Source organism: Cupriavidus sp. 21MJTG02-4 (genome assembly GCF_057798975.1).
The window spans coordinates 38,388-50,729 of record NZ_JBYOJP010000005.1; the positions used below are offsets into that span (position 1 = coordinate 38,388).

Annotated in this window: 13 protein-coding genes and 1 tRNA gene; all 14 read right to left on the minus strand. The window is 63.4% G+C overall.

Annotated elements, in window-relative coordinates:
* Nucleotides 1-11: 11 nt before the first annotated feature.
* The 14 genes from AC3FKH_RS11820 to AC3FKH_RS11885 all read right to left on the minus strand — a co-directional run bounded on the left by AC3FKH_RS11820 (nt 12) and on the right by AC3FKH_RS11885 (nt 12,225).
* Nucleotides 12-656 carry an NADH-quinone oxidoreductase subunit J gene (locus AC3FKH_RS11820; protein WP_488675714.1) on the minus strand — a complete coding sequence of 215 codons (645 nt, stop codon included), beginning with the start codon at nt 654-656 and terminating at the stop codon, nt 12-14.
* 142 nt (nt 657-798) lie between these two features.
* Complete coding sequence (nuoI, locus tag AC3FKH_RS11825; RefSeq protein WP_011297152.1) at nt 799-1,290, minus strand: NADH-quinone oxidoreductase subunit NuoI; 492 nt, start codon at nt 1,288-1,290, stop codon at nt 799-801.
* A 71-nt stretch (nt 1,291-1,361) separates the two neighbouring features.
* The gene (gene nuoH, locus AC3FKH_RS11830; protein WP_483710926.1) at nt 1,362-2,426 is read right to left on the minus strand and encodes an NADH-quinone oxidoreductase subunit NuoH; all 1,065 of its coding nucleotides are present in this window, start codon (nt 2,424-2,426) and stop codon (nt 1,362-1,364) included.
* 27 nt (nt 2,427-2,453) lie between these two features.
* A complete protein-coding gene (gene nuoG / locus AC3FKH_RS11835) occupies nt 2,454-4,829 on the minus strand; it encodes an NADH-quinone oxidoreductase subunit NuoG (protein WP_488675717.1) in 2,376 nt (791 codons plus the stop codon).
* A gap of 12 nt (nt 4,830-4,841) precedes the next feature.
* Nucleotides 4,842-6,137, minus strand: coding sequence for an NADH-quinone oxidoreductase subunit NuoF (gene nuoF, locus AC3FKH_RS11840; RefSeq protein ID WP_483729840.1), 1,296 nt, complete (start codon nt 6,135-6,137; stop codon nt 4,842-4,844).
* Nucleotide 6,138: 1 nt separating this feature from the next.
* A complete protein-coding gene (gene nuoE, locus AC3FKH_RS11845; protein ID WP_211947722.1) occupies nt 6,139-6,639 on the minus strand; it encodes an NADH-quinone oxidoreductase subunit NuoE in 501 nt (166 codons plus the stop codon).
* Between the two features lie 180 nt (nt 6,640-6,819).
* Nucleotides 6,820-8,073, minus strand: coding sequence for an NADH-quinone oxidoreductase subunit D (locus AC3FKH_RS11850; RefSeq protein WP_488675719.1), 1,254 nt, complete (start codon nt 8,071-8,073; stop codon nt 6,820-6,822).
* Between the two features lie 9 nt (nt 8,074-8,082).
* The gene (locus tag AC3FKH_RS11855) at nt 8,083-8,682 is read right to left on the minus strand and encodes an NADH-quinone oxidoreductase subunit C (RefSeq protein WP_488675721.1); all 600 of its coding nucleotides are present in this window, start codon (nt 8,680-8,682) and stop codon (nt 8,083-8,085) included.
* 1 nt (nt 8,683) lies between these two features.
* Complete coding sequence (locus AC3FKH_RS11860; protein ID WP_011297145.1) at nt 8,684-9,166, minus strand: NuoB/complex I 20 kDa subunit family protein; 483 nt, start codon at nt 9,164-9,166, stop codon at nt 8,684-8,686.
* Nucleotides 9,167-9,172: 6 nt separating this feature from the next.
* Nucleotides 9,173-9,532 (minus strand): NADH-quinone oxidoreductase subunit A, encoded by a 360-nt coding sequence (locus AC3FKH_RS11865; RefSeq protein WP_483711464.1) that lies wholly within the window; start codon nt 9,530-9,532, stop codon nt 9,173-9,175.
* A gap of 163 nt (nt 9,533-9,695) precedes the next feature.
* Nucleotides 9,696-9,780: transfer RNA gene (locus AC3FKH_RS11870), tRNA-Leu, on the minus strand.
* Nucleotides 9,781-9,966: 186 nt separating this feature from the next.
* Nucleotides 9,967-10,332, minus strand: a complete 366-nt coding sequence (secG, locus tag AC3FKH_RS11875; RefSeq protein WP_488675725.1) for a preprotein translocase subunit SecG — start codon at nt 10,330-10,332, stop codon at nt 9,967-9,969.
* Between the two features lie 52 nt (nt 10,333-10,384).
* Nucleotides 10,385-11,122: a triose-phosphate isomerase gene (gene tpiA / locus AC3FKH_RS11880; protein WP_488675727.1), complete on the minus strand. Its 738-nt coding sequence runs from the start codon at nt 11,120-11,122 to the stop codon at nt 10,385-10,387.
* Between the two features lie 98 nt (nt 11,123-11,220).
* Nucleotides 11,221-12,225 carry an NAD(P)H-quinone oxidoreductase gene (locus AC3FKH_RS11885; RefSeq protein ID WP_488675729.1) on the minus strand — a complete coding sequence of 335 codons (1,005 nt, stop codon included), beginning with the start codon at nt 12,223-12,225 and terminating at the stop codon, nt 11,221-11,223.
* Nucleotides 12,226-12,342: the final 117 nt, after the last annotated feature.

Consider the following 12,342-nt stretch of genomic DNA (forward strand, 5'->3'; position numbering starts at 1 on the left):
TCTCCGTGGCTTTAGTTCTTGTTGGCGGTCGCCGCGGCATCGGCCGGGGCGGACTGGCTTTCCGCTGCCATGGCCACGAGGCGGACGCGGTCATCGCGGCGGGTGCGCAGCTGCGACGAGATATCCTGGGCCTTCACGTCCTTGCGGCGACGCATGGTCAGCGCAACGGCCGCGATGATAGCCACCAGGAGGATGATGCCGGCCACTTCGAAGGCGTAGATGTAGTCGGTGTAGATCAGCTTGCCCAGCGCGGCCGTGTTCGAGTAGTTCGGATCCTGCGAACCAGGCGCCACCACCGGAGCGACCGTGCCGATGAAATTGCGCACCAGCACGATGGCCATTTCGGCAATGATCAGCGCGCCAACGACCGACGCGAGCGGTACGTAAGTCCAGAAGTCCCTGCGCAGGTGTTCGATGTCGATATCGAGCATCATCACCACGAACAGGAACAGCACCATCACGGCGCCGACGTACACCAGCACCAGCAGGATGGCGAGGAATTCCGCCTTGAGCAACAGCCAGATCGCCGCAGCCGTGAAGAACGACAGTACGAGGAACAGTGCGGAGTGCACCGGGTTCTTCGCGGTGATGACCTTCAGTGCGGAGAGCACCAGCACCAGCGCAAAGACGTAGAAGATGGTGGTCGTGAGTTCCATGGTCCGTGTCGGATCCTCTCTTGGCCTTCGGCACAGACTACCCCCGTGGGTGGCCCGCGCTTGCGGCATCCTTCCATTGGCTCCTTGCGGAGCCCGATTCAAATTCACTGGGGGGCACCGGCGACGCCGGCGCCAACCGATCTCAGCGGTACTTGGCGTCCGCAGCCTTGGCCGCGGCAATCTGCGGCTCGTAGCGGTCGCCCACTGCCAGCAGCATGTCCTTGGTGAAGTACAGGTCGCCGCGCTTCTCGCCGTGGTATTCCAGGATCGGCGTTTCGACCACTGCGTCGACCGGGCAGGCCTCTTCGCAGAAGCCGCAGAAAATGCACTTGGTCAGGTCGATGTCGTAGCGCGTGGTACGGCGGGTGCCGTCGGCACGCACGTCGGACTCGATCGTGATGGCCAGTGCCGGGCACACTGCCTCGCACAGCTTGCAGGCGATGCAGCGCTCTTCCCCGTTGGGGTAGCGGCGCAGCGCGTGCAGGCCGCGGAAACGCGGCGAGATCGGCGTCTTCTCTTCCGGGAACTGGACGGTGACCTTGCGCGCGAAGAGATAGCGGCCGGTCAGCGCCATGCCCTTGAAGAGTTCCTTCAGGAGCAGGCTGTTGAAGAAGTCCTTGATGGCGAGCAGCATGACAATTGCTTCCTAGTGTTTCCCGAGGCGCGCGCTGCATCGTTGCAGTGCGCGCGTCCTCGCTTGGCTGTTCAGTGCCAGATATTCCAAGGCGACTTGATCCAGATCGCCACGATGATCAGCCAACCGACAGTCAGGGGGATGAACACCTTCCAGCCCAAACGCATGATCTGGTCATAGCGGTAGCGCGGGAAGGAGGCGCGAATCCAGATAAAGACGGACAGCAGCAGGAATACCTTGATCAACAGCCAGAAGAAGCCGGGGATCAGATTGGTCAGGAAGCTCGAGAACGGAGGCGCCCAGCCACCCAGGAACATCAGCGCGGTCATCGTCGAGATGATGATCATGTTGATGTACTCGGCCAGGAAGAACAGCGCGAAGCCCATGCCCGAGTATTCGATCATGTGACCAGCAACGATTTCCGACTCGCCTTCCACCACGTCGAACGGGTGACGGTTGGTTTCAGCCACGCCCGAGATGAAGTACACACCGAACATCGGCAGCAGCGGAATCCAGTTCCACGAGAGGACGTTGATGCCCATGTCGGCGAAATAGCCCGCGTTCTGGCTGTTGACGATGGCCGACAGGTTCAGGCTGCCCGACACCATCAGCACCGTGACCAGGGCAAAGCCCATGGCGATTTCGTACGACACCATCTGCGCGGCGGCGCGCATGCCGCCCAGGAACGCGTACTTCGAGTTCGAGGACCAGCCGGCCAGGATCACGCCGTACACGCCAACCGAGCTGATTGCCATCACGTACAGCAGACCGGCGTTGACGTTGGCCATCACGACTTCGGCCTGGAACGGAATCACCGCCCAGACGGCCACGGCCGGCATCAGCACCATCAGCGGGGCAATCAGGTACATGCCCTTGCTGACTTGCGTCGGCGTCATGACTTCCTTGAGCAGCAGCTTCAGCACGTCCGCAATCGGCTGCAGCAGGCCCAGCGGGCCGACGCGGTTCGGGCCCAGACGCACGTGCATCCAGCCGATCAGTTTGCGCTCCCACAGAATCAGGTAGGCCACGCAAAGCAGCAGCGGCACCACGATAAGCACGGCCCGGATGAGGATCCACAGCGGCGTCCAGGCGCCGCCGAAGATGGCGTGGCCTTGCGAGGTAATCCAGTCGATCATGTTGCGTTCTCGCTATTCTTGTATGGCTCAGGCCGCTCCGGCTGCTGCGGCAGCCTTCTGGCCCGCCGACAGATCCACAGCCTTTTCGACCTTGACCGTGCCGAACATGGCACCCAGGCTCACTGCGGCCGGCGTTGCGGCCGGAACGCGCACGGTGTTGGCCGGCAGCGTTTTTTCCAGTACGCCCGGCAGCACCACGCTACCCTCGCCCTGCGTCACGCGGACCGGATCTCCCGACTGGATCCCCAGTCCGGCAAACAGGTCGGCCGACAGCGCCACTTGCTGCGCGCGGCGGGCCGCGGCGGTCAGCTGCAGCGATTCGGCGCGGCGCACGATCGGGTCGGCATGGTAGATCGGCACATCGGCAATCCGCTCGATGCCATTGGCAGCGGCTGCGGACACGCGGATCTGCGCGTCGGTCGCGTTGTTCAGCTGCGGCGCCACCGGTGCGGCCAGAACTTCGGCACGGACGGCTTCCGCGCTGTCGTAGTCGAAAGCGGCGACGTCCAGCAGATTGCCCAGCACGCGCAGGACCTTCCAGCCCGGACGCGATTCACCAAGCGCACGCACGACACCGTTGAAGCTCTGCGGCAGACCTTCGCAGTTGACGAAGGTACCTGCGGTTTCCGTGTACGGCGTGACCGGCAGGATCACGTCGGCATACTGCATGGCGGCTTCCGAGCGGAACGGCGACAGCACGACCACGGTTCCAGCCTGGGCCAGCGCGGCCAAGGCCTTGCGCGGATCGGCGGCATCGAACTCGGGTTCGGTGTTGAGCAGCACGTAGGCCTTGCGCGGCGACTCGAGCATCGCCTGCGCATTGGCACCACCCTGCTTCGGCAGCGCGCCGGCGATATAACCGCCAACGGTGTTCGCAGCCTCGGTCAGGAAGCCCAGCGTGGCGCCCGTTTCCGTAGCGATCCACTGTGCCAGCGCGTGCAGCGCGGCGAATTGCGGGTGACGCACAGCCTCGTTACCGAGGAACACGGCACGGCGCTCGCCCGACAACAGGGCTTCCGCAGCCTTGCCGGCAGCATCGCCGCCATCAAAACCTTCGGTGCCGGCAGGTGCGGCAACGCCCTTGGCGGTGGCCACGGCGCGGGCCACACCGGCCAGCGCTGCAGTCCAGCCCGACGGCGCCACGTCAATACGAGCGGCCAGCGGCATCAGCAGGTCTTCACCGCCGGCGCCCAGCACGGCAATGCGCGCACCCTTCTTGCCAGCCTGGCGCAGACGGGCAGCCAGCAGCGGGTGGTCCTTGCGCAGCGACGAGCCGATCACCAGCACGCGTTGCAGCGTGGACACGTCAGCCACCGGCATGCCGAGCCACGGCGCGCCCTTCAGGGCTGCCGAGAAATCGGACTGGCGCAGGCGGAAGTCGACGTTGTCGCTACCCAGGCCGCGCATCAGCTTGCCCAGCAGGTACAGTTCTTCGAGCGTGCTGTGCGGGCTGGCCAGCGCCGCGATCTGGTCGGCGCCATGGTCACGCTTGATGCTCGCCAGGCCGTTGGCCACGTATTCGAGCGCGGTCTGCCAGTCGGTTTCGATCCACTGGCCGCCCTGCTTCAGCAGCGGACGGGTCAGGCGGTCGGCGCTGTTCAGGCCTTCGTAGGAGAAGCGGTCCTTGTCCGAGATCCAGCACTCGTTGACGCCTTCGTTTTCCAGCGGCAGCACGCGCATGACGCGCTGGTTCTTGCTCTGGACCACGAGATTGGCACCGAGGCCGTCGTGCGGAGACACCGACTTGCGGCGAGCCAGTTCCCAGGTACGGGCCGAATAGCGGAACGGCTTGCTGGTCAGCGCGCCGACCGGGCACAGGTCGATCATGTTGCCGGACAGTTCCGAATCCACGGTCTGGCCGACGAACGTCGTGATTTCCGAGTGCTCGCCGCGGTTCAGCATGCCCAGCTCCATCACGCCGGCCACTTCCTGGCCGAAGCGCACGCAGCGGGTGCAGTGGATGCAGCGGGTCATCTCCTCCATGGAGATCAGCGGGCCCACGTTCTTGTGGAACACCACGCGCTTTTCTTCCTTGTAGCGCGACTCCGATGCACCATAGCCCACGGCCAGATCCTGCAGCTGGCATTCGCCGCCCTGATCGCAGATCGGGCAGTCGAGCGGGTGGTTGATCAGCAGGAATTCCATTACGGACTTCTGTGCCTTGACGGCCTTCTCCGAATTGGTGAAGACCTTCATGCCAGGCGTCACGGGCGTGGCGCAGGCGGGCAGCGCCTTCGGCGCCTTTTCAACTTCAACCAGGCACATGCGGCAGTTCGCCGCGATGGACAGTTTGCGGTGGTAGCAGAAGTGCGGGATGTAGGTGCCCAGCTTGCGGGCGGCTTCCATCACCAGGCTGCCTTCAGCAACCTCAACCTTCTTGCCGTCGATCTCGAGTTCAACCATGTTCTGCCACGCTTAGATGTAGGCCGGAACCATGCACTGCTTGTGTTCGACGTGATATTCGAACTCTTTCCAGTAGTGCTTGAGCATGCCGCGGACCGGCATCGCCGCGGCATCGCCGAGCGCGCAAATGGTGCGGCCCATGATGTTTTCCGCGACGTTATTGAGCAGGTCCAGGTCTTCCTGGCGCCCTTCTCCGTGTTCAATGCGATTGACCATGCGATAGAGCCAGCCGGTGCCTTCGCGGCACGGCGTGCACTGGCCGCACGATTCTTCAAAATAGAAATACGACAGGCGCAGCAGCGAGCGCACCATGCAGCGCGTCTCGTCCATGACGATCACGGCGCCCGAGCCCAGCATCGAGCCGGCCTTGGCGATCGAGTCGTAGTCCATGTCGGAGGCCATCATCATCTCGCCCGGCACCACCGGCGCGGACGAGCCGCCCGGAATCACCGCCTTGATGCGCTTGCCGCCGCGCATGCCGCCGGCCAGCTCCAGCAGCTTGGCGAACGGCGTGCCCAGCGGGATTTCATAGTTGCCCGGGCGCTCGACGTCACCGGAGATCGAGAAGATCTTCGTGCCGCCGTTGTTCGGCTTGCCGAGCTTCAGGTAGTTCTCCGGGCCAACGGCCAGCAGGAACGGCACCGCGGCAAACGTCTCGGTGTTGTTGATGGTGGTGGGCTTGCCGTACAGGCCAAAGCTGGCCGGGAACGGCGGCTTGAAACGCGGCTGGCCCTTCTTGCCTTCCAGCGATTCGAGCAGCGCGGTTTCCTCGCCGCAGATGTAGGCGCCGTAGCCGTGGTGGGCATGCAACTGGAAATTGAAGCCCGAACCCAGGATGTTGTCGCCCAGGAAGCCGGCAGCACGCGCCTCTTCGAGGGCTTCCTCGAAGATCTTGTACTCGTTCCAGATCTCGCCGTGGATGTAGTTGTAGCCCACGGTGATGCCCATCGCGTACGCGCCGATGGCCATGCCTTCGATCAGCGAATGCGGATTGAAGCGGATGATGTCACGGTCCTTGAACGTACCGGGCTCGCCTTCATCGGTATTGCAGACGAGGTACTTCTGGCCCGGGAACGTACGCGGCATGAAGCTCCACTTCAGGCCGGTCGGGAAGCCTGCGCCCCCACGGCCGCGCAGGCCCGAGGCCTTGACGTCGGCGATCACCTGCTCGGGCGGGATCTTCTCGGTCAGGATGCGCTTGAGCTGCTGGTAGCCACCACGCTTGACGTAGTCTTCCAGGTGCCAGTTCTTGCCGTCCAGGCCGGCCAGGATCAGCGGCTGGATGTGACGGTCGTGCAGAGAGGTCATGTTACTTTGCCCCCTTGGCGGCAGCGTCGGCCTTCAGCTCTTCGACCAGCGCGTCGAGCTTGTCGTCGCTCATGAAGCTGCACATGCGGGTATTGTTGACGATCATTACCGGCGCGTCGCCGCAGGCGCCCATGCATTCACCCTCTTTGAGCGTGAAGCAGCCATCGGCAGTGGTCTCGTTGTAGTCGATGCCGAGCTTGCGCTTGAGGTATTCGCCGGCCCGCTCGCCGCCCGACAGGGCGCACGGCAGGTTGGTGCAGACGGCGAGCTTGTACTTGCCCACCGGCTTGGTGTCGTACATGTTGTAGAAGGTCGCCACCTCTTCCACCCACACGGGCGGCATGTCGAGATAGCTGGCGACGAACTGCATGACTTCGGGAGAAACCCAGCCCACCTCGCCCTGTGCCACGGCAAGCGCCGCCATCACGGCCGACTGCTTCTGGTCGGCCGGATACTTCGCGATCGCGCGATCGATTTCCTTGAGAGCTTCTGCTGATAGCATGGTCATTGCAGTAAAACGGCGGAGGCAGCGTACCGGGGCTTGCATCCGCAGGTTTGCAGCCGTCGCTGCCTGTTCCGCCGGCGGGCCTGAGGCCCTGCCGTTCCGCCGCGGTGTCCCCGCCGCTCCCTGCCCTCGTGGCAAGAAAGCGCCCGGATCGTCGTCCGGGCCGGCGGTCCGTGATTAGCGGTCGATTTCGCCGAAGACGATGTCCTGCGTACCGATGATCGTCACCGCGTCAGCAATCATGTGGCCCTTGGCCATTTCGTCCAGCGCGGCCAGGTGCGCATAGCCGGGCGCGCGAATCTTCAGGCGGTAAGGCTTGTTCGCGCCGTCCGAGATCGCATAGATACCGAATTCGCCCTTCGGATGCTCCACCGCTGCATAGGCCTCGCCCTCTGGCACGTGAATACCTTCGGTGAACAGCTTGAAGTGGTGGATCAACTCTTCCATGTTCGACTTCATGTCCACCCGCGACGGCGGCGCAACCTTGTGGTTGTCCGTGATCACGGGGCCCGGATTGCGGCGCAGCCATTCGATGCACTGCTTGATGATGCGGTTGGACTGGCGCATTTCCTCGATACGCACGAGGTAACGCGCGTAGCAGTCGCCGCCCACGCCCACCGGCACATCGAAGTCCATCTTGTCGTACACCTCGTACGGCTGCTTCTTGCGCAGGTCCCAGGCGATGCCCGAGCCGCGCAGCATCGGACCGGTGAAGCCCATCTGCAGCGCGCGTTCCGGGCTCACCACGCCGATATCCACCAAGCGCTGCTTCCAGATCCGGTTGTCGGTCAGCAGCGTCTCGTACTCGTCGACGTACTTCGGGAACCGGTTGGTGAAGTCCTCGATAAAGTCCAGCAGCGAGCCCGAACGCGCTTCGTTCATGGCCTTGATGGCACGCTCGTTGTGAACCTTGGACGCCCGATATTGCGGCATTGTGTCAGGCAGGTCGCGATAGACGCCGCCCGGACGGTAGTAGGCCGCGTGCATGCGCGCGCCCGACACCGCCTCGTACATGTCGAACATGTCCTCGCGCTCGCGGAACGCGTAGAGGAACACCGCCATGGCGCCCACGTCGAGTGCATGCGCACCGATCCACATCAGGTGGTTCAGCAGGCGAGTGATTTCGTCGAACATCACGCGGATGTACTGGGCGCGCACCGGCACTTCAATGCCGAGCAGCCGCTCGATCGCCATCACGTAGGCGTGTTCGTTGGACATCATCGACACGTAGTCGAGACGGTCCATGTAGGGAACGTTCTGGATCCAGCTCTTCTGCTCGGCCAGCTTTTCGGTGGCACGGTGCAGCAGGCCGATATGCGGGTCGGCGCGCTGGATCACTTCGCCGTCCAGCTCCAGCACCAGGCGCAGCACGCCGTGCGCGGCCGGGTGCTGCGGGCCGAAGTTCAGGGTGTAATTCTTGATATCTGCCATGGCGCGTAATCAGTGCTGCGTGCCGCCGTAGTTGTCCTCGCGGATCACGCGCGGCGTGATTTCGCGGGGTTCGATCGTCACCGGCTGGTAAATGACCCGCTTCTGCTCCGGGTCATAGCGCATTTCCACGTAACCCGAGGTCGGGAAATCCTTGCGGAACGGATGGCCGACAAAGCCGTAGTCGGTCAGGATGCGGCGCAGGTCCGGGTGACCTTCGAATACGATGCCGTAGAAATCGAAGGCTTCGCGCTCGAACCAGTTCACCGAATTCCACACGTCGATCACCGACGGCACGACCGGGAAATCATCATCCGGGGCAAACACGCGCACGCGCAGGCGCCAGTTGTGGGTCACGGACAGCAGGTGCGATACGGCTGCAAAACGCAGGCCGTCCCAGGCACCATCGCCGTAGTCGGAATAGTCCACGCCGCACAGGTCGATCAGCTGCTCAAAGCGCAGCGCGGGATCGTCGCGCAAGATGCGGGACACTTCCAGGTAGTCGTCAGCCTTGACGATCAGCGTCAGTTCGCCAGTGGCCTCGATCAGTTTTTGCACGCGCTTGCCGAGAACTTTCTCGAGCGCGGCCTTCAGGGTCTCAAGCTTCGCCATGTCAGCCCTTGCGCGCGATGGTGTTGGTACGCTTGATCTTGTTCTGCAGCTGGATCACGCCGTAGATCAGCGCTTCAGCCGTGGGCGGGCAGCCCGGCACGTAGATGTCCACCGGCACAATGCGGTCGCAGCCACGCACCACCGAGTACGAATAGTGGTAGTAACCGCCGCCATTGGCGCAAGAGCCCATCGAGATGACCCAGCGCGGCTCGGCCATCTGGTCGTAGACCTTGCGCAGCGCGGGTGCCATCTTGTTGCACAGCGTGCCAGCCACGATCATCACGTCCGACTGGCGCGGCGACGGGCGGAACACCACGCCGAAGCGGTCCAGGTCGTAGCGCGCGGCGCCGGCATGCATCATTTCCACAGCACAGCAGGCCAGGCCAAAGGTCATCGGCCACAGCGACCCGGTGCGGGTCCAGTTGATCAGCTTGTCAGCAGTAGTCGTGACAAAGCCTTCGTTGAGAACGCCTTCGATTGCCATTTCACATCACTCCCAATCGAGCGCGCCCTTTTTCCAGATGTAGACGAAGCCCACGATGAATTCCAGCAGAAACACGCCCATGGCGATGAATCCCGGCCAGCCAATATCCTTCAGGGCAACACCCCACGGAAACAGGAAGGCGGTTTCGAGATCGAACAGGATAAAAAGGATGGCGATGAGGTAGTAGCGCACGTCGAACTTCATGCGCGCGTCCTCGAACGCTTCGAAGCCGCACTCGTATGGCGACAGCTTCGCGGGATCAGGTTTGTTCGGGCCGAGAATCCGACCAATCGACATCAACGCTATGCCAAGCACAACGCCGAAGATGATGAAGATGAGAACGGGGAAGTAGGCTTCGAGAGTCAAGGTACGGCCAGCCTTATCTGGAATGTTGTCAACAGCACCAGCTGAAGCGGCGTCCTGTTGCCCACCCCAGGCGCTATGCCGAAACCTCCGGCGCGCCGCCTTGCGGATTGCCGAAGTTCCCTGACGGGAGCATTGCCCGACAGCGAACTTCGATCAAGTTTTTTGGTGCCGACGGCGAGACTCGAACTCGCACAGCTTTCGCCACTACCCCCTCAAGATAGCGTGTCTACCAATTTCACCACGTCGGCTGGGGGAGAAACAATATTGCCTGGCGCCGGGTTTTCAGGCCCTTCAGAGCTCTCGCAGAGGTTTTTGCCTTTGCTCAAGCCCCATCGCTGGGGAATCGTTTCAAGCCTTGGATTCTAACCCGCTTTGCGGCATTGTTCAACGCACAACTGCAAAAAAAATCAGGAATCGAATACAAGGCCGCTCGATTATTTCGGAACCGCAGGCGCAGCCGGAGCTGAGGCGTCCGCAGCCGCCGCAGCAGGCGCTGAGGCACCAGCCGGAGCCGGCGCGGTCACCGGGGCCGAGCCCATCACGCCCAGCGACGCGGCGGGCTTGTAGTTACCCATCAGCGTCAGGCTCAGCGTGCAGATGAAGAACAGCGTCGCCAGCACCGCAGTCGTACGCGACAGGAAGTTTGCGGAGCCCGTGGCGCCGAACAGGCTGCCCGATGCGCCTGATCCGAACGCCGCACCCACATCAGCACCCTTGCCGTGCTGAATCAGCACCAGGCCGATGACGCCCAGCGCCGACAACACCTGCACTAGTACCAACAAAGTCTTGAAAATTGCCATTTGGATAAATTTAGCGTTACTTGCCTGATCGGATATCCGGCGCGACGGGCATTCAGGCGTTGCCGATCGCGAGAAAATCTTCCGATTTCAACGAGGCACCACCAATCAGGCCTCCGTCAATATCGGACATGGAAAACAGTTCGACCGCATTTTCCGGCTTAACACTGCCGCCGTACAAAATCGACATGCGCTCCGCCACGCCGGCGTCACGCTCGCGAACCTGGCCGCGCAGGAAGGCGTGCACGGCCTGCGCCTGCTCGCTGGTCGCAGTCTTGCCCGTGCCGATCGCCCAGACCGGCTCGTAGGCCAGGACCACGCGACCCAGTTGCTCAACTGACAGCGCGTCCAGGACCGCTTGCAACTGCCGACCCACGACGACCTCGGTCTGACCAGCTTCGCGCTCGGCAAGCGTCTCGCCGACGCAGATCACGGGCAGGATGCCGAATTCCAGCGCGCGCAGCGCCTTGGCAGCAACCACCGCGTCCGTTTCCGCATGGTAGGTACGACGCTCCGAGTGACCCACCAGCGCGTAGGTGCAGCCAAACTCGCCCAGCATGGACGCAGCCACCTCGCCAGTGAAGGCGCCGCGCGCCTCGGCGGACACATCTTGTGCGCCCCAGACCACCTGCGAGCCGTTCAGCAGCGCCTGGCATTGTGCAAGATAGGGGAAAGGTGCGCAGACTGCCAGCCGCGCGCGTGCCGGTGCAGCCTTGATTCCCTCGAGCAGCGCGGCGTTGGCGGCCAGGCTGCCGTGCATCTTCCAGTTGCCGATGACGAGCTTTTGTCTCACGGGGTCCCCTCCCAAATAAAACCCGCTATTGTAGCTTGCGGCAGGGGACCGGCGCTACCGCGCGCGACCAGGCCGGCGCGGCAACGTTTCAAGGCCCCTTACCAGGTCAGGACGATCTTGCCGATGTGCTCGCTGGATTCCATCAGCCGATGGGCTTCGGCCGCCTGGGCCGCCGGAAAGACCTTGTGGATCACCGGCTTGATCTTGCCCGCCTCGAGCAGCGGCCACACCTGCTGATGCAGGGCCTGGGCGATCTGCCCCTTGAATGCCGCTGACCGCGGACGCAGGGTGGAGCCCGTGACCGTGATACGGCGGCGCAGGATATCGCCCAGGGGAATCTCCGCCTTGGCGCCACCGAGCAGCGCGATGATAACGATGCGACCGTCGTCGGCAATGCACTTCAGCTCACGGCCCAGATAGGAGCCGGCCACCATGTCGAGGATCACGTCGACGCCCTTGCCGGCGGTCAGCGTGGCCACTTCGGCAACGAAATCCTGGGTCTTGTAGTTGATGGCACGGTCTGCGCCGAGATCCTCGCAGGCCTTGCATTTCTCGTCGCTGCCGGCCGTGACGAACACCTTGTAGCCGAGCGCCTTGGCAATCTGGATCGCGGTTGTACCGATGCCGCTGGAGCCGCCCTGGATCAGCAGCGTCTCGTCCTTGCCGCGCGGGCCCTGGCCCAGGTAGCCGCGGTCGAACACATTGCTCCACACGGTGAAGAAGGTTTCCGGCAGCGCCGCGGCTTCGATATCGCTGAGGCCCTTCGGGGCCGGCAGACACTGGGCCACCGGCGCCGTGCACAGTTGCGCGTAGCCGCCGCCCTGCACGAGCGCGCAGACGCGATCGCCAACCTTGAGCCCGAAGCGGTTATCCGCATGAGAGAGGTCCCCACCGACCACGACGCCAGCCACTTCGAGGCCAGGCAGGTCTGACGCGCCGGGCGGTACCGGATAGTTGCCGGTGCGCTGGAACACGTCGGGGCGATTGACGCCGGCCGCGGCCACGCGGATCAGGATCTCGCCCGCACCGGCTACTGGGTCGGGGCGTTGCGTCTCCTGCAGGACTTCGGGCGCACCGTATTCGCGAATCTCGATGGCTTGCATTGCTGCTCCTTTTCTTGGTCTCGCGCGCGACGCATTGAGGCCATCGCGGCGTGTCGGTGAGAGCGGTCGCTCAATTGGGTTGCCCGGCAGTGTAAACAAAAAAGCGGCTGGACATCG